Annotated in this window: 22 protein-coding genes; 14 read left to right on the top strand and 8 right to left on the bottom strand. The window is 65.6% G+C overall.

Annotated elements, in window-relative coordinates:
* The first annotated feature begins 99 nt into the window (after positions 1-99).
* The 5 genes from trpD (at position 100) to lexA (ending at position 4,284) form a co-directional block, all read left to right on the top strand.
* Positions 100-1,092, top strand: a complete 993-nt coding sequence (gene trpD / locus AX724_RS08565; protein WP_066765392.1) for an anthranilate phosphoribosyltransferase — start codon at positions 100-102, stop codon at positions 1,090-1,092.
* On the top strand, positions 1,089-1,880 hold the full coding sequence (trpC, locus tag AX724_RS08560) for an indole-3-glycerol phosphate synthase TrpC (protein ID WP_066765391.1): 792 nt from the start codon (positions 1,089-1,091) through the stop codon (positions 1,878-1,880). Before trpD ends, trpC begins: the two co-directional genes overlap by 4 nt.
* Positions 1,877-2,350: a cyclic pyranopterin monophosphate synthase MoaC gene (moaC, locus tag AX724_RS08555; RefSeq protein ID WP_066765387.1), complete on the top strand. Its 474-nt coding sequence runs from the start codon at positions 1,877-1,879 to the stop codon at positions 2,348-2,350. The genes trpC and moaC overlap by 4 nt, the downstream gene beginning before the upstream one ends.
* On the top strand, positions 2,347-3,528 hold the full coding sequence (locus AX724_RS08550) for a molybdopterin molybdotransferase MoeA (RefSeq protein WP_066765384.1): 1,182 nt from the start codon (positions 2,347-2,349) through the stop codon (positions 3,526-3,528). The genes moaC and AX724_RS08550 overlap by 4 nt, the downstream gene beginning before the upstream one ends.
* 84 nt (positions 3,529-3,612) lie before the next feature.
* Positions 3,613-4,284 carry a transcriptional repressor LexA gene (lexA, locus tag AX724_RS08545; protein ID WP_066765382.1) on the top strand — a complete coding sequence of 224 codons (672 nt, stop codon included), beginning with the start codon at positions 3,613-3,615 and terminating at the stop codon, positions 4,282-4,284.
* Here the strand turns inward: lexA and AX724_RS08540 are convergent.
* Entirely contained in the window at positions 4,245-6,404 is a 2,160-nt protein-coding gene (locus tag AX724_RS08540; RefSeq protein WP_082733457.1) for a ComEC/Rec2 family competence protein, read from the bottom strand. The two genes, lexA and AX724_RS08540, sit on opposite strands and share 40 nt — an antisense overlap.
* 69 nt (positions 6,405-6,473) lie before the next feature.
* Between AX724_RS08540 and gltX the strand changes: the two genes are divergently transcribed.
* Together gltX and AX724_RS08530 are read left to right on the top strand one after the other, a co-directional pair.
* On the top strand, positions 6,474-7,895 hold the full coding sequence (gene gltX, locus AX724_RS08535; protein ID WP_066765380.1) for a glutamate--tRNA ligase: 1,422 nt from the start codon (positions 6,474-6,476) through the stop codon (positions 7,893-7,895).
* Positions 7,896-7,915: 20 nt separating this feature from the next.
* Positions 7,916-9,202 (top strand): citrate synthase, encoded by a 1,287-nt coding sequence (locus AX724_RS08530; protein ID WP_066765549.1) that lies wholly within the window; start codon positions 7,916-7,918, stop codon positions 9,200-9,202.
* A gap of 61 nt (positions 9,203-9,263) precedes the next feature.
* Here the strand turns inward: AX724_RS08530 and AX724_RS08525 are convergent, their stop codons facing one another.
* The 4 genes from AX724_RS08525 to AX724_RS08510 form a co-directional block, all read right to left on the bottom strand.
* On the bottom strand, positions 9,264-10,022 hold the full coding sequence (locus AX724_RS08525; RefSeq protein ID WP_066765378.1) for an alpha/beta hydrolase family protein: 759 nt from the start codon (positions 10,020-10,022) through the stop codon (positions 9,264-9,266).
* Positions 10,019-11,134, bottom strand: coding sequence for a DUF3182 family protein (locus AX724_RS08520; RefSeq protein ID WP_066765372.1), 1,116 nt, complete (start codon positions 11,132-11,134; stop codon positions 10,019-10,021). The genes AX724_RS08525 and AX724_RS08520 overlap by 4 nt, the downstream gene beginning before the upstream one ends.
* A 94-nt stretch (positions 11,135-11,228) precedes the next feature.
* Positions 11,229-11,984: a competence/damage-inducible protein A gene (locus tag AX724_RS08515; RefSeq protein ID WP_066765371.1), complete on the bottom strand. Its 756-nt coding sequence runs from the start codon at positions 11,982-11,984 to the stop codon at positions 11,229-11,231.
* Entirely contained in the window at positions 11,981-12,463 is a 483-nt protein-coding gene (locus AX724_RS08510) for a GFA family protein (protein WP_066765370.1), read from the bottom strand. Before AX724_RS08510 ends, AX724_RS08515 begins: the two co-directional genes overlap by 4 nt.
* Positions 12,464-12,560: 97 nt before the next feature.
* Here AX724_RS08510 and map point away from each other — a divergent pair, with 97 nt between their 5' ends.
* The 3 genes from map to glnA all read left to right on the top strand — a co-directional run bounded on the left by map (position 12,561) and on the right by glnA (position 15,478).
* The gene (map, locus tag AX724_RS08505; RefSeq protein ID WP_066765548.1) at positions 12,561-13,391 is read left to right on the top strand and encodes a type I methionyl aminopeptidase; all 831 of its coding nucleotides are present in this window, start codon (positions 12,561-12,563) and stop codon (positions 13,389-13,391) included.
* A 242-nt stretch (positions 13,392-13,633) separates the two neighbouring features.
* On the top strand, positions 13,634-13,972 hold the full coding sequence (locus AX724_RS08500) for a P-II family nitrogen regulator (RefSeq protein ID WP_066765366.1): 339 nt from the start codon (positions 13,634-13,636) through the stop codon (positions 13,970-13,972).
* A 93-nt stretch (positions 13,973-14,065) separates the two neighbouring features.
* Complete coding sequence (gene glnA / locus AX724_RS08495; protein ID WP_066765364.1) at positions 14,066-15,478, top strand: type I glutamate--ammonia ligase; 1,413 nt, start codon at positions 14,066-14,068, stop codon at positions 15,476-15,478.
* 203 nt (positions 15,479-15,681) lie between these two features.
* Here the strand turns inward: glnA and AX724_RS08490 are convergent, their stop codons facing one another.
* Entirely contained in the window at positions 15,682-16,335 is a 654-nt protein-coding gene (locus AX724_RS08490; RefSeq protein ID WP_066765361.1) for a histidine phosphotransferase family protein, read from the bottom strand.
* A gap of 97 nt (positions 16,336-16,432) precedes the next feature.
* Entirely contained in the window at positions 16,433-16,834 is a 402-nt protein-coding gene (locus AX724_RS08485; RefSeq protein ID WP_066765358.1) for a M67 family metallopeptidase, read from the bottom strand.
* Between the two features lie 17 nt (positions 16,835-16,851).
* Between AX724_RS08485 and AX724_RS08480 the strand changes: the two genes are divergently transcribed.
* Positions 16,852-17,805, top strand: a complete 954-nt coding sequence (locus tag AX724_RS08480) for an RluA family pseudouridine synthase (protein ID WP_066765354.1) — start codon at positions 16,852-16,854, stop codon at positions 17,803-17,805.
* 74 nt (positions 17,806-17,879) lie between these two features.
* Complete coding sequence (rpoH, locus tag AX724_RS08475) at positions 17,880-18,791, top strand: RNA polymerase sigma factor RpoH (RefSeq protein ID WP_066765352.1); 912 nt, start codon at positions 17,880-17,882, stop codon at positions 18,789-18,791.
* Between the two features lie 93 nt (positions 18,792-18,884).
* Here the strand turns inward: rpoH and AX724_RS08470 are convergent, their stop codons facing one another.
* Positions 18,885-19,427, bottom strand: coding sequence for a TetR/AcrR family transcriptional regulator (locus AX724_RS08470; RefSeq protein WP_066765547.1), 543 nt, complete (start codon positions 19,425-19,427; stop codon positions 18,885-18,887).
* Between the two features lie 85 nt (positions 19,428-19,512).
* On the opposite strand from AX724_RS08470, the gene AX724_RS08465 reads away from it, so the two are divergent.
* Entirely contained in the window at positions 19,513-20,802 is a 1,290-nt protein-coding gene (locus AX724_RS08465) for an MFS transporter (RefSeq protein ID WP_066765350.1), read from the top strand.
* Between the two features lie 45 nt (positions 20,803-20,847).
* The gene (locus AX724_RS08460) at positions 20,848-21,360 is read left to right on the top strand and encodes a transglycosylase domain-containing protein (protein WP_269454133.1); all 513 of its coding nucleotides are present in this window, start codon (positions 20,848-20,850) and stop codon (positions 21,358-21,360) included.
* Positions 21,361-21,375 lie beyond the last annotated feature (15 nt).

Below are 21,375 nucleotides of genomic sequence, written 5' to 3'. Positions count from 1 at the left end.
CGGATGGGACATGAAATGACAATTTCTGCGGGAAATGTGCGAAGTTAAGCGGGAACGCCCCCTCGACAGCGCGCCCTTCTGCCGATTAAGGCCGGCGCGATGACCCGCCTGCCCGACCCTTCGATCCCGCTGGACGCCAACGCCGCTGCGCAGGCGTTCGACATGTTGTTCGACGCCGATATCGCGGATGCCGACATCGCCGCCTTCCTCGTCGCCATGGCCCGGCGCGGCGAAACGGCGACGGAAATCGCCGCCGCCGCCCGCGCCATGCGCGCGCGCATGATCCCGGTCGAAGCACCGCCGGGCGCGATCGACGTCTGCGGCACCGGGGGCGATGGGCACCACACGCTCAACGTCTCGACGGCGGTCAGCCTTGTCGTCGCGGCGGCCGGCGTGCCCGTCGCCAAACATGGCAACCGCGCCGCGTCGTCCAAGGCCGGGGCGGCCGACACGCTGGAGGCGCTCGGCCTCGATCTCGATCGCGCCGCCGCCACGGCGCAGGCAACGCTGGGCGACCTCGGCATCTGCTTCCTCTTCGCGCAAAATTATCACCCGGCGCTGAAGCGGCTTGGCCCCATACGCCGGGCGATCGGCGAACGCACCATCTTCAACCTCATGGGACCGCTCGCCAATCCCGCCGGCGTCCGCCGCCAGCTGGTCGGCATCGCCCGCCCTGCCTATGTCCCCATCTATGCGCAAGCGCTGAGCGCTCTGGGCGTGGAGCGCGCCATGATCGTGTCCGGGGACGAAGGACTGGACGAACTGTCGCTCGCAGGCGGCAATGACGTGGCCGAAGTCACGGCTGACGGCGTCGTCGCCATGCGCCGGCTCACCGCTGCGGACCTCGGCCTTGCGACACATCCGATCGAGGCGATCCGGGGCGGGGACGCCGCCCACAATGCCAAGGCCCTGCGCGCCCTGCTCCAGGGAGAACATGGCGCTTATCGGGACGCCGTGCTGCTGAACGCCGCCGCCGCCTTGCTGGTCGCGGATGTCGTGCCGGACCTGCGCGAAGGCGTCGAGGAAGCCGCCGAGACGATCGACCGGGGCCTTGCCAATGCGCTCCTCAACTGCTGGATTGCCTATTCATGACGAACAAGCTGCTCGAGATTTGCGATTTCAAGCGGGAGGATGTCGCCCGCCGCAAGGCCGCGACCAGCATGTCCTCGCTTCAGGCGCGCGCCGGCGAGCAGACCCCGCCACGGGGATTCCGTCGCGCGCTGGACACTGCCGCCACCACCGGATTCGGCCTGATCGCGGAGGTCAAGAAGGCCAGCCCGTCCAAGGGCCTCATCCGCCCCGATTTCGATCCGCCCGCCCATGCGGCGGCCTATGCCGCCGGCGGAGCGGCCTGCCTGTCGGTGCTGACCGACGAACCTTATTTTCAGGGCCGTGACGATTATCTCGTCGCTGCTCGCGCGGCCTGCGCCCTGCCCGTGCTGCGCAAGGATTTCATCGTCGACCCCTGGCAGGTGCTCGAAAGCCGCGCATTGGGTGCGGACGCCATCCTCATCATCGTCGCCGCGCTGGACGACACGCAGATGCGCGAGATTGAGGATGCCGCCCTTGGCCTTGGCATGGACGCGCTTGTCGAAGTGCATGACGAGCCGGAGTTGGAACGCGCCCTTGCCCTCCGGTCCCGTCTCATCGGCGTCAACAATCGCGACCTGCGCGACTTCACGGTGGACTTCGCCCGTACCTACGAACTGGTCGGGAAAGCGCCGGAAGGCTGCACCTTCGTTGCCGAAAGCGGCCTGACCGGCCACGCCGACCTTATCGCCATGGCGACACATGGCGTTCGCTGCTTCCTCGTCGGTGAAACGCTGATGCGCCAGCCCGATGTAGAGGCAGCGACCCGCGCGCTGCTGACAGGGGCATGAACGGCCTCACCCATCTCGACGAGGACGGCGCGGCCCGCATGGTGGACGTGTCCGCCAAGGCGACCACCGCCCGCGAAGCAGTCGCATCGGGTCGCATCGCCATGAGCGCCGAAGCCGCCGCCGCCATCGCGCAGGGGCTGGTCAAGAAGGGCGATGTGCTGGCCGTCGCTCGTGTCGCCGGCATCATGGCGGCCAAGCGTACCGCCGACCTCATCCCGCTCTGCCACCCCATCGCGCTCAGTGCCGTGACCGTCGATTTCGACCTGGACGATGGCGGCGTCACCGTCACCGCGACCGCCCGCACCGCGGGACAGACGGGCGTCGAGATGGAGGCTCTGACTGCGGCATCCGTCGCCCTGCTCACCATTTACGACATGGCCAAGGCGCTGGACAAGGCCATGGTCATCGACGGCGTGCGCCTCGAATCCAAGATCGGCGGCAAGTCGGGGGACTGGCGGCGGACGCCATGAGCCTGCTCCCGGTCGCGCAAGCGCAGGCGCGCCTGTTCGCCCTCGCCTCGCCGCTGGCCGTGGAAACCATTCCGGTGACGCAGGCGGCGGGCCGCTGGCTGGCGCAGGATGTCGCGGCGCTTCGCGACCAGCCCTGGGCCGACCTTTCCGCGATGGACGGCTATGCCGTGCGCGCCGCCGACTGGCCCGGCCCATGGCGCGTCGTGGGTGAAAGTGCGGCCGGCGCAATCCAGCCCCCGTCGATCGGCGCGGAGGAGGCCGTCCGCATCTTCACCGGCGCGCCGCTTCCCCCCGGTGCCGACGCCATCCTGATTCAGGAAAACGTCACGCGCGATGGCGACCGCCTTGCCGCCAGCGGAAATCCGCTGCGGCCCGCCCAGCATGTCCGCGCGGCCGCGTCCGACTTCGCGGCCGGCACGACATTGCTGGAGGCCGGGCGTCATCTCGGCCCGGCCCAGGTCGCCGCCGCCGTCCTGGGCGGGCATGGCGCGCTGCCTGTCCGCCGCCGGCCACGCGTCGCGCTGCTTTCGACCGGGAACGAACTGGTGCCCCCCGGCGCGCCGGTGCCGCCCGGTTTTCTGCCTTCCTCCAACGCGCCGATGCTTGCCGCAATGCTGGCGGCGCTGCCATGCGAGATGATCGACCTTGGCATCGTGCCCGATGATCTGGAGCAGATGACCGCTGCCTTCGCCAGCGCCGCTCAGGCGGACGTCATCGTCACTACCGGCGGCGCGTCGGTGGGCGATCATGACCTCGTCCGCCCCGCCTTCCAGCAGGCCGGCGGCACGCTCGATTTCTGGAAAATCCGCATGCGCCCCGGCAAGCCGCTGATGGCCGGCAAGCGGGGGGAGACGCTGTTCCTCGGCCTGCCCGGCAATCCGGTCTCCGCCTTCGTCACCGCAACGCTCTTCCTCCTGCCTCTCCTGCGGCACATCAGCGGGGCCGCTCAGCCGCTGCCGCGCCGCATCGACGCACCGCTCGCCTCCGCGCTTCCCGCCACGGGCGACCGGGACGACTATATGCGCGCCTTCCGCGCGGAGGGCGGCGTGGTATCGGTGACGTCGCAGGACAGCGCCGCCACGGCGGCCATGGCGCGGGCCGACTGCCTGATCCTTCGCCCCGCCGGCTCACCCCCAGCCTCGTCGGGCGACCGGGTGACCATCTTCCCGTTCGACTGAGCTGGATCAAATAGCCGGGTTCTTTGCTTGACGAACCCCTTTGTGTTTCCTATGCGTTCCTCATACGTTCCACGGAGGACCGCGATGTTGACGCCCAAGCAGCAGGAATTGCTGAGCTTCATTCAGACCCGGCTTGACGAAGGCGGCGTGTCGCCTTCGTTCGAGGAGATGAAGGACGCGCTCGACCTGCGATCCAAATCGGGCATCCACCGGCTGATCAACGCGCTGGAAGAACGCGGCTTCATCCGCCGCCTGCCTAATCGCGCGCGCGCGCTCGAAGTGCTGAAGCTGCCCGACGCCATGCATCGCGCGCCTGCACCGGTCGTTCCGCTCAAGCCGAAGTCGGCGCCTGCCCTGCTGATCGCCGCCAACGACGTGATCGAAATCCCGCTGCACGGCCGTATCGCCGCCGGTGTCCCCATTGAGGCGATGGAGGGGCAGACCATGTTGTCCGTTCCCGCCGCATTGCTTGGCGCTGGCGATCATTACGCGCTGGAAGTGTCAGGCGATTCGATGGTGGAAGCCGGCATCCTGGACGGCGACTTCGCCCTTATCCAGCGAACGGAAGTCGCGCGCGAAGGCCAGATCGTCGTTGCCCTGATCGACGAGGCGGAAGCGACGCTCAAATATTTCCGCCGGGAAGGGGCGAAGGTGCGTCTGGACCCCGCCAATGCGGCCTATGAACCGCAAATCTACGACCCGCGCCAGGTGCGTATTCAGGGCAAGCTCGCCGGCCTGCTCCGCCGATATAATTGAGCCCCGCCGCGGCTCGGGGAACGCGCGATCCATGGATGCGCGTCGCCCGGCTGCCGCACCGTGCGGATATCGCCGGTTGCCAATGCGATCGAAAGACCGCCCGTACGCGCCAGCAGCCTGCGGTCGATCTTCAGCCAGCGCGGCATGCACCATCGCGGCAGAGCGCGGTCGCTGATGACGATATCCGTCGCCGCGCAATCACGCGCAAAGGTCCGCCGCTCGACCAGCATGTCGCTGCGCGTGAACAGCAGCCGCCATCGCCGTCCCCCGCTTTCCATCCGCAGCGCGCACAGATCCTGCGAGCAGCGCGCACCGGGCAGGCTCGCCAGCGCCGCCAGTTCACCGTCATAGCCCGCGCTTTCCGACAGCGCGTCGCGCACATAATCGCCCGCACGCTCGCGCAGCAGCGCCATTCCCCTGTCGGTCCGCACCGCCACATGCCGCCCGTCGCCAGTGACAAGGATGTCGGGCGACCGCGCGGTCAGCGTCAGGACCATGCCCGCCAGCATCAGCGGCAATCCCATCCATCGCCAGCGGCTGCGCCACAACAGGCACCATAGCAGGCCAGCGATCGTAAGGCCGAACACCGCCTCGCTCATCGCCGGCGCCAGCATCGTCGCCATGGGGCTGGCCGCGACGCCATGCGCGATTCCCAGCAACAGCGCCAAAGCCTGCCCCGTCAGCCACCAGAAGGGCGCGCCCAGCCCCAGGACATCGAACGCCAGCGCCAGCGCCTCCAGCGGCATGACGACGAAAGTCGTCAGCGGGATAGCCACCAGATTGGCGAAAGCGCCCAACATGCCTGCCTTGTGGAAGTGGAACAGCGCGATGGGCATCAGCGCCAGTTCCACAACAATGCCTGTCGCCAGGGTTACCGCCAGCATGCGCAGCCCCTTGCGCAGCATGGCTTCATCGCGTGCCGCCGCAAAGGCTCGAAACGCGCGATGCTCCGACAGGGCCACCAGCGCGGTGACCGCCGCGAAACTCATCTGGAAACTCGGCCCGACCAGCGCCTCGGGCCAGAAGGCCAGCACCACAAGCGCGCCCGTCGCGACCAGCCGCAGCGTCATCGCGTCGCGCCCCATCGCCAACCCGCCCAGCACCAGCAACGCCGCGACGCACGAGCGCACCGTCGGCACCTCCGCACCCGTCAGCCAGGTGTAGAAGATCCCGGCCAGCGCCCCGCCGCCTGCCGCGATCAGCATCAGCGGCATCGTCAAGGCCGCCCGCCGGCTCAGCGCCAGCATCCGCATCAACAGGAAGATCACCGCGCCGATCAGCGCCGTCACATGGAGCCCGCTGATCGACAGCAGATGCGCCAGGCCGCTGCGGCGCATTGCTTCGGCATCCTCCTCGGCTATCGCGCCCTGGTCACCGGTCGCCAGCGCCGCCGCTATGCCACCGCCCGCGCCCGGCGCTTGCGTCACGATATGGTCGAACAGCCGGGCGCGCAGCGGCGGCGCGGCTTGGGACGGTCGCACAATCTCGATGGGCTTCAACGCCTTGCCGGTCGCGCCGATACCCTGGAAATAGGCGCGCGCGGCGAAGTCATATCCGCCGGGCACGCTCGGCGGCGCCGGCGGCATCAGGCGCGCCCGGAACCGGATCGTCGCCCCCTCGCCCAGTCCCGCCGGCACGTCCGGCTTTGCGATGTTGACCCGCACCCTGCTTGGCAGGTCCGGCGCGCCGACGGGCCGCACCCGCACCCGGACGATGCCCTGCGCGGGCACGTCCTGCACCGACTCCACCGTGCCTGCGACGCGCGCGAAAACCGGGCGGGCAAGGGGCTTTTCACCCATCACCGCCGCCTTCCCCCACACCAGCAGGCATCCGACGCAGGCCAGCATTGCGCCAACGATGACGATCCATCGGACCCGGCCACCGGGCGGCAGCATCGCGCCGATGCACGCCAGCCCCAGCATCCCGCAGCACAGGCCAAGCCACGTCGCCGCGTTAGGAAGGATGAACCAGCCCGCCACGCCGGCACCCAGCGCGACCGGCACCCACAGGCCGACCTGTTCCCGCTCCTCTTCCAGCCAGCCTTCCGCTGCCGTGCGGGCCGCCGTCAGCCATTGCGCCGCCCGCGTCCGAACGGACGTTTGTCGCGGCGCAAAAGCCATGCTAGGGGGCGTCGCATCCATGGGTCGGCAAGGCGAATGTCGAAGAATATGACGGGAAGTGCAACGGGAATGAACAAGGCTGTGGTGACCCGTTTCGCGCCCTCGCCCACGGGCTATCTGCACATTGGGGGGGCGCGCACCGCGCTCTTCAACTGGCTCTTCGCCCGCCATCATGGCGGCAAGTTCCTGCTTCGCATCGAAGACACCGACCGCGCCCGCTCGACGGAGGACGCCGTCGCCGCCATCTTCGACGGTCTCGAATGGCTCGGCCTCGGCGGCGACGAACCCGCCGTTTTCCAGTTCGCGCGCACGCCCCGCCATGCCGAGGTTGCGAACCAGCTGCTTGACGCGGGTCACGCCTATAAATGCTACGCCACGCCCGAAGAGCTTGCAGAGCTGCGCGAACAGCAACGCGCCGCGAAGCAGCCGCTGCGCTATGACGGCCGCTGGCGCGACCGCGATCCGGGCGAAGCGCCCGCAGGCGCGCCCTTCGTCATCCGCATCAAGGCGCCGCGTGAGGGCGAAACGGTGATCGAGGATGCGGTGCAGGGCCGCGTCGTCGTCCAGAACAGCGAACTGGACGACATGATCCTGCTCCGCTCGGACGGCACGCCCACTTACATGCTGGCCGTCGTCGTGGACGATCATGACATGGGCGTGACCCATGTGATCCGCGGCGACGACCATCTCAACAACGCTTTCCGCCAGCTCAGCATCATCCGTGCCATGGGCTGGGAAGAGCCGACCTACGCCCATATCCCCCTCATCCACGGCGCGGACGGCGCGAAACTGTCGAAACGGCATGGGGCGCTTGGCGTCGATGCCTATCGCGACGAGATGGGGATGCTGCCCGAAGCGGTGCTCAATTATCTGCTGCGCCTGGGCTGGGGCCATGGCGACGAGGAAATCATCCCGATAGAGCGCGCCATCGCATTGTTCGACATCGACGGCGTCGGTCGCTCGCCCTCGCGCTTCGACATCAAGAAGCTGGAAAATCTGAACGGCCATTATCTGCGGGAAGCAGACGACGCGCGCCTGGCCGACCTGGTCGCGCCCCGCGTGGAAAGCCGGCTTGGCATCGTCCTGACCGCCGCGAACCGCGCTGTGCTGACCGCGGCGATGCCATCGCTCAAGCCCCGCGCGAAAACCTTGAACGAGGTAGCGGAAGGCGCGGAATTCCTGTTCAAGGCCGCGCCGCTGGATTTTGACGAAAAGGCGTCCGCTCTGCTAGACGACTCCGCGCGCGCGCTGCTGGCCAAGACAGCCGACGCTCTACAAGCCGTCCAGTCCTGGGCGGTCGAGGCGATCGAAGACGCAATACGCCGCGTGGCGGAGGATGCTGGCCTGGGGCTGGGCAAGGTGGCGCAGCCGCTCAGGGCGGCGCTCACCGGGCGCACGGTCTCGCCGGGTATTTTCGATGTCCTCTTCCTTTTGGGGAAAGAGGAAAGCTTGGAACGACTGACCGCGGCAGGGCACGCCACGGTCGGTTGATGGCACGCAAGGAGAACAATATGTCCGATAACAATGCCACTCTGACCATCGGCGGGGAGAGCGCCGATTACGCCATCATGAATGGCTCAGTGGGCCCGCAGGTCATCGACGTGCGAAAGCTCTACGCCAATACGGGCATGTTCACCTACGATCCGGGCTTCACCTCGACCGCCAGCTGCGATTCGGGGCTGACCTATATCGATGGCGACGCGGGCATATTGCTCCATCGCGGCTATCCGATCGACCAGCTCGCGGAACAGTCGAGCTTCATGGAAGTCAGCTATCTGCTCCTCAATGGCGAACTGCCGTCGAAGAAGGAGCTGGAGGACTTCACCCGCACGATCACGCGCCACACGATGGTGCATGAACAGCTAACCACTTTCTATCGCGGTTTCCGGCGCGATGCGCACCCGATGGCCATCATGTGCGGCGTCGTCGGCGCGCTGTCGGCCTTCTACCACGATTCGACCGACATCAACGATCCGGAACAGCGCAAGATCGCCAGCCACCGCCTGATCGCCAAGATGCCTACGATCGCGGCCATGGCTTATAAATATTCGGTGGGTCAGCCCTTCGTCTATCCGCGCAACGACCTCAGCTACACCGCCAACTTCCTGCGCATGACCTTCTCGGTCCCGGCGGAGGAATATGTGGTCGATCCGGTGATCGCGGACGCGATGGACAAGATCTTCATCCTCCACGCCGACCATGAGCAGAACGCCTCGACCTCGACCGTGCGTCTTGCCGGTTCGTCGGGCGCCAACCCCTTTGCCTGCATCGCGGCCGGCATCGCCTGCCTCTGGGGCCCGGCGCATGGCGGCGCGAACGAAGCCGCGCTCAACATGCTGCGCGAGATCGGCACGGTCGATCGCATCCCCGAATATATCGCCCGCGCCAAGAACAAGGACGATCCGTTCCGCCTGATGGGCTTTGGCCATCGCGTCTATAAAAATTACGATCCGCGCGCGACCGTGATGCAGAAGACCGCGAAGGACGTGCTGGAAAAGCTGGGCGTCGACGACCCGGTCTTCGACGTCGCCAAGGAACTGGAACAGATCGCGCTCAACGATCCCTATTTCATCGAAAAGAAGCTCTACCCCAATGTGGACTTCTATTCCGGCGTGATCCTGTCTGCGATCGGCTTCCCGACCGAAATGTTCACCGTGCTCTTCGCCCTTGCCCGCACCGTGGGCTGGGTGGCGCAGTGGAACGAGATGATCTCCGACCCAGCGCAGAAGATCGGCCGTCCGCGCCAGCTCTACACCGGCCCGACGGAACGCGATTACGTCCCGGTCGACAAGCGCTGAGACGCGCCGCGACGGCGATGAAGGACGGCGCCCCTCACCGGGCGCCGTTTTTCATGCGCGTTCAGCCGCTGCGCCGCCCGCCACGCACCATTTCCTCCATCCAGTTTACCAGCAGCCGGTTATAAGCCTTGCGACAGCTTTCGTTGCGCAACGAATGGTCCGCGCCCTTCAATATGCGGTGACTGAGCGATGATGCGCGATGGAAGGCGGCGATATAGGAGGTAATCGCCATGTGGGGCACATAGCTGTCATTCTCCGATTCGACGATCAGCACATCTCCGGTAAAATTCTCCCCCGCTGCCAGCGCCTTGTCTTCGCGCGGCGTGCGGAACGCGCCGCGGTAGCGGTTGATCTCGCCCCGGTCGATCAGCGCCTTGGGCACGTCCCAATGGCTGTCGGGATAGAGCGCGGGCACCCGCAGCGCCAACCAGGTAACCGGCCGCTCCGCCGTCAGCAACGTCGCCAGATAGCCGCCATAGCTCGTCCCGACCACGCCGATCGCCGATGGGTCCACGCCGTCCTGCGACGCCAGGAAATCATAGGCAGCGGTTACATCGGCAAGCCCGTCCGCCCGCGTGACGATGTTCCGCTCATCTGCGTGGCGCGCATGCCCGCGCAGGTCGAAGGTGAAGCAGATACAGCCAAGCTGCGCGATCTCCTCGGCCCGGACCATGTCCTGTTCCTGGCTGCCGCCCCAACCGTGGACGAACAGCACGCCGGGAATCAGCTTCGCCGGCGAAAGCAGCGTGCCGTCCAGATGCTCGCCATCCACCTTGATCGAAACGCGCCCGTTGGTCGTGTTCTCCTGATGTGCCGTCATAATTCCACTGCATATTTCGTCATTGGGCCGGCGACGGGATCGACGCCGCCATAATAGAGCGTCGCCTGCGGCGGTGCTGCATCGACCTCGCCATAGACCTCCATCGTCGCGCAAGTGACGCTGCTGCGGCCGGGATCGCGCGCCAGCGCCTCGAACGCCGCGATCTCCGCCCCGCTCGCCCCGCCCGGCCGCCAGCTTTGCTCCAGCACGCCGATCCGCCGTTCGCCCCGGCCATTATGGCCGAACGCGACGTCATAGTTGCGACGCGACGCGATCAGCCCGGGATAGGCTTCGAACACCGCGCGGTCGTAGGCGGTCGCCTTGGCCACCGCTTCGGCCAGTTCCGCCGCCAGCGTCTCCTGCGCCAGCGCGTCCAACCCGCCGCGCACCACATGCAGCTGCGATCCGCCATAGACGGTCTCGCCATGATTGTTCATCGTCAGCCTTTGGGTGCCCCAATAGGCGATCGACTGCCCGAACAAGGTCACCGTGCCGACGCTGAATGTCGTGACGTCTTCCAGATTCTCCTCGATCACCAGCCCCTTGACCGCGATCTCGTCGGGCGCGCGCTCCGCGATGGCCGCGTCCAGCGCCTCGACGCTGGCGACCTCCGTCTGACCCCTGCCAGACGTGCCGTCGACATCCTTGACCCGTGCGGACCCGCTCGCCAGCAGCAGGCGGCCCGCCGCCCTGGCGTCAGCCACCGAAAAGACGGAAAAACCGTCGAGCACGCATGGCGCTATCGCCTTTCCCAGCGCGTGGGACCATCCGGCAGGCGCCGGCGCGTCCTCCAGCAGCAGGCCGTGCGTGATGATCTTCGTCGAAATGAAGCCATGGGGCGCGACGCCGCCATAAATCTGCGATTCCGACGTAACACCGATGGCATCCGCCTCCGTTCGGTTCAGAACGGCATCCGGTACCAGCAGCAGGTTCAATTGGTCCCGGTCCGCGGGGCGCAGGACGCGCCATGCGCCTTCGTCCACCACGCTGCCCTGCCCCAGCAGCGCTATCCGTCGGATCATCTCCGCGCGGGACGCCCTGTCATGCTCATTGGTCATCGTCGCAGAAGCACTGAAATAGGGCGCGATGTGCGGTCGCAAAGCCAGTCCCATATCTGCCTCCTTGCGCCGGCAGCCTTAAGGGCGGCGCATCGGGGAAACGCGGCAGTTCGGGGAAATGTCCATCGCGGCGGCCGGACGCGCGGCCTTATACTCCGCCGTCCGTCACGGGCCAGCCACCCTTTTCCAGCGCGCGCGCCAGCTCATCCGTGCAGGCGTCCAGCGCCGCCGCGTCGGTCGACCGGATCACGAAATTCGCGCCCGTCCGCCCGTCTCGGAAAAAGGGATAGCTGCCGATCTGGCAGCCGACATGCGCCTTTTCGGTCCGGCCCAGCAGGTCGGCGATCTCGCTTTCCGCGACCCAGCAACCGATGGTGCGCGACAGCAGAGGCAGCCCGCCTTCCAGCGTGCCGGTCAGGCTTTCCAGCATCCCGGCGGTGATATGCGGCACACCGGCCATGATGAAGATGTTGCCGTGCCGGATGCCGGGCGCGCCCGACATGCGGTTCTCGATCAAATCCGCGCCCTGCGGCACCCGCGCCATGCGCAGTCGCGCCTCCGTCAGCCCCCCGCGCGTTTCATAATAGGCTCCCAGCACCGCGCGCGCTTTTGGATGCACGACCACCTCGACCCCCAGTGCCAGCGCGATCGCATCGACGGTGATGTCGTCATGGGTCGGCCCGATGCCGCCCGTGGTGAACAGATAGTCGTTGCGCGCGCGCAGCGTGTTGACCGCCTCGACGATGGCGTCTGCGACATCGGGAACGACGCGCACCTCCCGCAGCCGGATACCCTGGACGTTCAGCCAGGACGCGATCTGCGCGATGTTCTTGTCCTGGGTGCGGCCGGACAGGATTTCGTCGCCGATCACGATCAGCGCTGCAGTCCAGATTCGTTCGTTCAACCCTGTTGCTCCACACGGGCGGCCAGCGCCATCAGCCTGCTCAATCGATCGGGCGGCAGGATATCCGCCGGCTTGTAGCTCGTTTCGAACACGGGAACGCCGTCGGGCAGCGCGGTCCAGTCCATGCGATCGGCAACAAAGATCGCCGCGTCAGGGCGGATCGCCGCCCCGTCGTCGAGCGTGCCCACCCGGATCGCGGCGCCCAGCCGGCCAAGGCGGGGATAGTGGCTCCAGACCGCCGTGCCGCAAGCGGCGCACCGTATGATCGTCTGTACCTTCCCGCTGCCTGTCGGAACATCATGCTCACGCAGCTTGCCGGACAGGAGATGCAGATGCTCGACTTCGACGAACGCATTGACCGCCGAAGCCGCCCCGCTCTGCCGCTGGCACAGGCTGCAATGGCAGTTATTCACGAAAATGGGATCGGCATCAACCCGATAGCGCACCTCACCACAGGCGCATCCGCCTTCCATCGCCATATCCGTTCCTCTTTAGCGGCCGTTGCCAAGGCTCTCGCGCAAGAGCACTCGCCCAAGACCACTCGCAATGCCGGGTCGCTGGGTCTATATCAACTCCATGACTGAATATATGACGATGACGGCGGAAGCGCCGGTTTCCCGCTCGACGGCGATCAAGCTCTATGACGAATCCGGTTTTGCCGGCATGCGCAAGGCGGGCCGGCTGGCGGCCGAGATACTCGACGCGCTTGTCCCGCATGTCGTTCCGGGCGTCACGACCGGGGAACTGGACGACATCGTGCGCCGGATGACGCTGGACGGCGGCGGCGTGCCCGCCACGCTCGGCTATCGCGGCTACACGCACAGTTGCTGCACCAGCCTCAACAACGTCATCTGCCACGGCATTCCCGGGGACTATCGCCTGAAAGAAGGCGACATTGTCAACATCGACGTCACCCCGCTGGTCGATGGGTGGCATGGCGACAGCAGCCGCATGTACATTGCGGGCGAAACGTCGATCAAGGCGCGCCGCCTGATAGAAGTTACCTATGAATGCCTCATGCTGGGCATCGAGCAGGCAAAGCCGGGGAACCATCTGGGCGACATCGGATATGTGATCCAGCGGCACGCGGAAAAGCACCGCTACGGCGTGGTGCGCGATTTCTGCGGACACGGGCTTGGCCGGGTGTTCCACGACAGTCCCGAAGTCGTGCATGTCGGTCGTCCGGGCACCGGGCCTGAGCTGCGGCCGGGGATGTTCTTCACCATCGAACCCATGATCAACATCGGCAAGCCCGGTGTGAAGATGCTGGACGATGGATGGACGGCTGTCACCCGTGATCGGACCTTGTCGGCGCAGTTCGAACACAGCATCGGCATCACCGAAACGGGTTGCGAGATTTTCACGAGGAGCCCGGCGGGACTGGACTGCCCGCCTTATCTTGCCTGACGATATAGCCCTGCTCAAAAAACAGGCATAACGTTACCATATTGCCCGGAATCAGGGCAATATGGACAAAGATTGCGGCTTGGCCGAAAGCATGTCCTAGCGATTCGCCGCTTGGCACGGTAATTGATTGGTAACGGCAGACGAGGCCGCCTCGGGGGGCATGATGATCGTCTGTTGGCAAGACAAGGGGCGCGGGTTCCTCCCGTTGTCCCGGCGTGCATCATGGGTTGGGATGGGAAGTGATGAAAAAGATCGAGGCGATCATCAAGCCGTTCAAGCTGGATGAGGTGAAGGAAGCACTGCACGAAGTGGGCGTGTCCGGGATCACCGTGACCGAAGCCAAGGGTTTCGGCCGGCAGAAGGGCCACACGGAGCTTTACCGCGGTGCCGAATATGTGGTCGATTTCCTTCCCAAGGTGAAGCTGGAAGTCGTGGTGGACGACAATCTGGCCGACCGCGTGGTCGAAGCGATCAGCGCCGCGGCCCAGACCGGCCGCATCGGCGACGGCAAGATCTTCATCTCCAACATCGAGGGCGCGGTGCGCATCCGCACCGGCGAACGCGACAGCGACGCCATCTGACGTTCGTATCCACCGCCGGTTTGCAGGGGATCGGCGGACGACAACTTCAACGACCCCTTCGGGGGGGTTCTTTACAGAGAAGGGCAAGTGCACATGGCCAACACGCCAAAAGACATCCTGAAGATGATCGAGGAAAAGGAAATCGAGTGGGTCGATGTCCGTTTCACCGATCCCAAGGGCAAGTGGCAGCACCTGACCATGGTATCGAGCGTGCTGGGCGAGGATGAACTGACCCAGGGCCTGATGTTCGACGGCTCCTCGATCGAAGGCTGGAAGGCGATCAACGAGTCGGACATGATCCTGAAGCCCGATCTGGACGCCGTCTATGTCGATCCGTTCAGCGCGACGCCGATGCTCATCATCTTCTGCGACATCGTCGAACCCGACACCGGCGAGCTGTATGCCCGCGATCCCCGCTCCTGCGCCAAGCGCGCCGAGGCGTTCGTCAAGTCGGCCGGTTTCGGCGACACCATCTATGTCGGTCCCGAAGCCGAATTCTTCATGTTCGACGATGTGCGCTTCGAGAATGATTACTCGCAGAGCTATTTCAAGATCGACGACATCGAACTGCCGACCAACACCGGCAAGGAATATGAAGGCGGCAACCTCGGCCACCGTCCGCGCGCCAAGGGCGGCTACTTCCCCGTCGCGCCGGTCGATCCCTGCACCGACATCCGCGCCGAAATGGTCTCCACGATGCTCGAAATGGGCCTGCCCTGCGACAAGCATCACCATGAAGTCGCCGCCGCGCAGCACGAACTGGGCCTGACCTTCGGTACGCTGGTCCAGACCGCCGATCGCATGCAGATCTATAAATATGTCGTGCAGATGGTCGCCCAGGCCTATGGCAAGACCGCGACCTTCATGCCCAAGCCGATCGCGCAGGATAACGGCAGCGGCATGCACACCCACATGTCGATCTGGGAAGGCGGCAAGCCGCTCTTCGCGGGTGACGGCTATGCGGGCCTGTCCGACACCTGCCTCTACTTCATCGGCGGCGTCATCAAGCATGCGAAGGCCCTGAACGCCTTCACCAACCCGACCACCAACAGCTATAAGCGCCTGGTGCCGGGCTTCGAAGCCCCCGTGCTGCTCGCTTACTCGGCGCGCAACCGCTCGGCCTCCTGCCGCATCCCCTATGGCGCGGGCGCCAAGGCGAAGCGCGTGGAGTTCCGCTTCCCCGACGCGATGGCGAACCCCTATCTCTGCTACGCCGCGCTGTTGATGGCCGGCCTCGACGGCATCGAGAACAAGATCCATCCGGGCGCCGCGATGGACAAGAATCTTTACGATCTGCCGCCTGAAGAACTGAGCCAGGTGCCGACCGTCTGCGGTTCGCTCCGCGAGGCACTCAACAGCCTGGAAGCCGACCACGACTTCCTGCTGAAGGGCGACGTCTTCACCAAGGACCAGATCGAAGCCTATATCGAGCTGAAGTGGCCCGAAGTGTATCGCTGGGAAATGGCCCCCTCGCCGGTCGAATTCGACATGTATTACAGCGCCTGAACCCTTTCTCAGGCCAATGGGAAGGCCCGGTCGCAACGATGCGGCCGGGCCTTTTCCTTGGGCGACGATGACGCTGTTTCAGCTTGCTGCCCGGCAACGGCCGGGCTCGGTCCGACGTTCTCGGCCGAACTGCGGCCTCCGCCGGACAATCTATTGCGATTTAGGTCGAGCGCCCCCGGGCGTCAGCCGCAACGACGCGCGCTTTATCCGCGATCGGGAATGGACGCGCCGAACAGCAGCACCGGCTCGCCCGGCGGCGAAAGCGCGATCTCGCCCTTTGCGTCCATCACCAGCTGGCGGATCATCCACGCGGCAGCCGTGCGGGACGCCAGCCCGTCTATCGGCAACGTGCCCGCCAGCGCGGCGCGCAGGTCCGGGTCCAGAACGACCTTCGGCCCCTCGGCGCGTACGACGATCTCGGTCATGCCCGGCCGCGTCTCGGCCCCGATGTCCAGTTGCCCCCCGCGCACCAGCGCATCGCCGGCGATCAGCGCCAGGTTGAGCAATATCTTCGCCGCCAGTTTGTCCAGCAGCTGCTCCTCGACCATCCAGCCGATCTTGACCCGCCCGGCGGTGGCGAACATGCCCTCAATGGCGACGCGCGCCTCGTGCGGTGGGACGGCATCGCCAAACCCACCCGCCGATCCGAACGCCAGGCGGAAGAATTTGAGCTTGTTGGCCGACGTCCTCGCGCTTTCCGACAGCAGTTCCAGGCAGCGTTCGCGCATTTGCGGGTCGGTTTCGTCCGCCATAAGTTCCAGCCCATTGTTCAGCGCGCCGACCGGGCTGAGCAGGTCGTGGCACAGGCGGGAGCAAAGCAGGCTGGCAAATTCGATGCTGTCGGTCGGATGAGTCATGCGGTTCCGGGTCGCCATGTCAGGAAGAAATATGCGGGTGGTAAAGGCTAATGCGCTGCCCCGTCCCGCGATGCAAGCCCGCCCTGCCGCCTTTCGCTCACTGATGGTCGAGCGCGATTTGCGTGAATCGTCCGTAAACTGCGCCATCCGGCCCGGCGAGCCAGAGACGCGCCTCGCCGCCCGCCACGATCAACCACAGGCTCCCGTCCGGCGCGGCGCAATCAGCGTCGGTCGCCGACGGGACGGCCTTGCCCGAAGGATGCGAATGATAATGGCCGATCACCGCCGGACCACCGGATCGGGCCGCCCGATGGGCGCGGATCAGCAGGGCCGGGTCCAGCTCGAAATGGCGCCTGGGGTCTGCCGCCACATTGGCGGCCGGCAACACCGCATCGATCCGCCCCTCAGTTCCCAGCAGCAGGCCGCATATCTCGTCCCGGCTCGCGGCCGCCAGGGCCACGATTTGTTCCACCAGCCCTCTTGATATCCCGACCTTCATTCCTACATCCGTACCGCATGGGTTCGGGGGTTTCCATCATTGAAGCGGCCATCGCGGAGGCTCAGCACGGCCTGCGGCTGGACCGCGCCCTGGCCGATTTGCTTCCCGATCTTTCGCGAGAACGGCTCAAGTCCCTGATCGGCGAAGGTCATGTCCGCAGCGAGCAACCTGGCCGCATCAGCGCTTCGATGAAAGTGGCGGCCGGTCAGTGCTTCACCATCGCCCTGCCCGATCCCGCACCGCTGGACACGGTGGCGCAGGATATTCCGCTGGCGATCGTGCATGAGGATGCGGACCTGATCGTGGTGGACAAGCCCGCCGGCCTGGTCGTCCACCCGGCGGCCGGCAATCTCGATGGGACACTGGTCAACGCCCTGCTGCACCATTGCGCGGGCCAGCTTTCGGGCATCGGGGGCGTTGCCCGCCCCGGCATCGTGCACCGGATCGACAAGGACACATCGGGCCTTCTGGTCGTCGCCAAGTCCGACCGCGCGCATGAAGGACTCGCGCGCCAGTTCAAGGACCACAGCATCGACCGCCTCTATGCCGCCATCGTCTATGGCCACCCTCTGCCGGCCAGTGGCACCATCGACTCATGGATCGGCCGTTCCGACGCCGATCGAAAGAAGATGGCCGTTCATCGGGAAGGGCGCGGCAAGCACGCCCGCACCCACTATCGCATGATCGAGCGGCTTAAAGGCGCGGCTATGGTGGAATGCAGGCTGGAAACGGGCCGCACGCATCAGGTCCGCGTCCATATGGCGCATATCGGACACCCCTTGATCGGGGACCCGCTTTACGGTAGAGAAAGAAAAGGTTTCAAATCGATACTGGAAACGCTGGGTTTCAAAAGGCAGGCATTGCACGCGAAAACACTGGGGTTCATACATCCTGTAACGGATAAGCCCCTCCTGTTCCAAAGTGCATTGCCCGTCGATATGCAGGAACTGTTAAGCGAGCTTCACGTATAGGTTTTGACAAGTTTGCGACGGCGCAGCGACGCCTCTTCTGGGTCACGCCGCGCATGAAAGGGAAAGGTGACGACATGGCCAAGAGCAATGTCCCCGCGGTTCCGGCGCTGGGCGGTGAAGCCAGCCTCAACCGCTATCTGTCGGAAATCCGCAAATTTCCGCTGCTCACCCCTGAGCAGGAATATATGTTGGCGAAGCGCTATCAGGAACATCAGGATCCTGAGGCGGCGGCCCAGCTCGTAACATCGCACCTGCGCCTCGTGGCGAAGATCGCGATGGGCTATCGCGGCTACGGCCTGCCCGTCAGCGAACTCATCAGCGAAGGCAATATCGGCCTGATGCAGGGCGTGAAGAAATTCGAGGCGGATCGCGGCTTCCGCCTGGCGACCTATGCCATGTGGTGGATTCGCGCTTCCATCCAGGAATTCATCCTCCGCTCCTGGTCGCTCGTTAAGATGGGCACCACTGCGGCGCAGAAGAAGCTGTTCTTCAACCTCCGCCGGATGAAGAACAATATCGAAGCGTTCGAGGATGGCGACCTGCGTCCCGAGGACGTTGCCAAGATCGCCAAGGATCTGGGCGTCAGCGAGGATGACGTGGTCTCCATGAATCGCCGCATGGCGATGGGCGGCGACACGTCGCTCAACGTCCCCATGCGCGAGGATGGCGAGGGCCAGTGGCAGGACTGGCTGGCCGACACCGACCCGCTTCAGGACGAACGCGTCGCCGACGAGCAGGAGAAGGTTCTGCGGCACGACATGCTGGTCGAGGCGATGGACGACCTCAACGAACGCGAGAAGCATATCCTTGCCGAGCGCCGTCTGGCCGAGGAGCCCAAGACGCTGGAGGAACTGAGCCAGGTCTATGGCGTGTCGCGTGAACGCGTCCGCCAGATCGAGGTTCGGGCCTTTGAAAAGCTTCAGAAGGCGATGATGCGCATCGCCGGCGACCGGATCGGCCGCATGGCGAAGCTCGCCGCTATCTGATCTCACCACCCATGGCGAGAGAGGCCCCGGAGCGATCCGGGGCCTTTTTTGTGCCCGAACGGCGGACATGTGATCGGGAGGCTTTGGGCTGCGCTACATTTCGGCCCGGACTGCCTGCAATATCTCGTCCGAAAGGGCCGCGTCATCGACGGCGCGGGCCAGCACCATGGTCCCCACCATTTGCGCCAGGCGGGCAAGCGCGGCCTGACGGTCCATCCCGCCGTGCTCCGCCAATATTCCCGCCAGCTCCTCCAATCCCTGTCGGAATGCCCGGGCCAGGCCGCCGCCTTTCCGCGCTGCGTCCGGTCCCAGCGCGATCAGCGCGCAGCCTGTCTCGGGCGCGTCGCGGTTTCGGGGGCTGAGATAGTCGTCCGCGATGGCAGCGGCGGCATCCTCCGCATCGGCGGCAATCGCGCGCCACCAGGCCGCGCTTTTTGTCAGCGCAGCCGTGCAGGCCTCCGCCGCCAGCGCATCCTTCGACTCGAACTGGTTGTAAAATCCGCCATGGGTAAGGTCGCACGCCCGCATCACCTCGCCAATGCCGACACCGTCCACGCCATGCGCGCGGAACAGCCGCGATGCGGTCGCCACCACCTTTTCCCGATTGCGGGATGCCTGCTCCCGGCTCACCTTCATGTCCTGCATCCCTTAACTGGTCCCTTGACTTATATATGATAATCGTCATTTAAAACCAGTCCTTTCGCCACGCCGGGATAAACAGATGCTCTCCAACCTCCTCGCCGCCCGCCTGTCCGCACGCGACGTCCATTATGGCTGGGCGGTGGTGGGCGCGACCTTCCTCACCATGCTCGTGGTGGCGGGGGCGGTCGGCGCGCCGGGCGTGTTCATCGTCCCGCTGCAGAAGGAATTCGGCTGGAGCGCCGCCGACATCAGCGGCGCGCTGGCGGTCCGCTTCCTGCTGTTCGGCGGCATCGGGCCGTTCGCCGCCGCCTTCATGAACCGGTTCGGCGTGCGGCGGATGATGCTGATCTCGCTGTCGATCGTCATTGGCGGGCTGCTGCTGTCGCTGGGCATGACCAGCCTGTGGCAGTTGATGCTGCTATGGGGCGTGGTGATCGGTCTTGGCACCGGCCTTACCGCCATGGTGCTGGGCGCGACCGTGGCGACTCGCTGGTTCAGCGACCGCCGTGGGCTGGTCATGGGGCTGTTGTCCGCCAGCACGGCGACCGGCCAGCTCGCCTTCCTGCCGCTGCTGGCCAGCCTCACGGAAAATAATGGATGGCGCGCGGCCTTGCTGCTGGTGTGCGGCGCGATCCTGCTGGCGGCGGCGGTCGTTCTGCTCCTCATGCGGGATCGGCCGGCCGACCTTGGCCTGCCGCCCTATGGCGATACCCAGGTTCACCCCGCCCCTGTCCAGCCGCACAGCCTTGGCGCGCTGCTCCTGACGCCCTTGACGATCCTGCGGGAAGCGGCGGCCGTTCCCACCTTCTGGATCCTGTTCTTCTCCTTCTACATCTGCGGGGCCAGCACCAACGGCCTTGTCCAGACGCATTTCATATCGCTCTGCGGCGACTATGGGCTGGCGGCGGTCGGCGCTGCGTCGATGCTGGCGATGATGGGCCTGTTCGACTTCGTCGGCACGCTGGCGTCGGGATGGCTCAGCGACCGGTTCGACAACCGCTGGCTGCTCTTCTGGTATTATGGGCTGCGCGGCCTTTCGCTCCTCTACCTGCCCTTCAGCGACTTTTCGCTCTACAGCCTGTCGATCTTCGCGGTCTTCTATGGCCTCGATTGGGTGGCGACGGTGCCGCCGACGGTCAAGCTGACCGCGCAGCGGTTCGGCGCTGAAAAGGCGAACATCGTTTTCGGATGGATCTTCGCCGGGCATCAGCTGGGCGCGGCCAGCGCAGCGCTGGGCGGCGGATTGTCGCGCACCGTCTGGCAAAGCTATATGCCCGCCTTCATCGGCGCTGGCCTGCTCTGCCTGGTAGGCGCGGGCCTTGTCCTGCTCATCAATCGCGGACGGACCCAGGCGCTCGCCGCGGCCTGAACGACCGCCGCTTGAACCCTGTGGCGCGCGCGCTACGCTGGCGCCATGACCGCACCTTCCGCCTTCGCCGCCCGGCGGCGCTCCCGCTGGATCGCCATTCCGCTCAAGATCCTGCTCGGCTTCGTCGCCCTGTCTGTCGTGATGACCGCTATCTACCGCTTCGTGCCCCCGCCCGTCACATGGACGATGCTGCTCGATCCCAATGGCATCACCAAGGACTGGACCAGCCTGGACGAGATCGATCCCAATATGGCGCGGGCAGCGATCGCGGCGGAGGACGGCAAATTCTGCAGCCACCACGGTTTCGACGTCGACGCCATCGCGAAGGCGGCGATCCATAATGCCAGCGGCGGCCGCATCCGCGGCGGCTCCACCATCAGCCAGCAAACCGCGAAGAACGTGTTTCTCTGGCAAGGCGGCGGCTTCGTGCGCAAGGGTCTGGAGGCCTGGTTCACCGTCCTGATCGAAGCGATCTGGGGCAAGCGGCGGATCATGGAAGTCTATCTGAACGTCGCGGATGAGGATCAGCGTGCAATAGGCACCCCCTTCGTGGGGTGATCGGCGTGCAAAAAG

Source organism: Sphingobium sp. CCH11-B1 (assembly GCF_001556865.1).
In the GTDB taxonomy this organism is placed as follows: domain Bacteria; phylum Pseudomonadota; class Alphaproteobacteria; order Sphingomonadales; family Sphingomonadaceae; genus Sphingobium.
The sequence above is the reverse complement of the archived record's forward strand: the minus strand, read 5'-3'. Positions and strand labels throughout refer to the sequence as shown.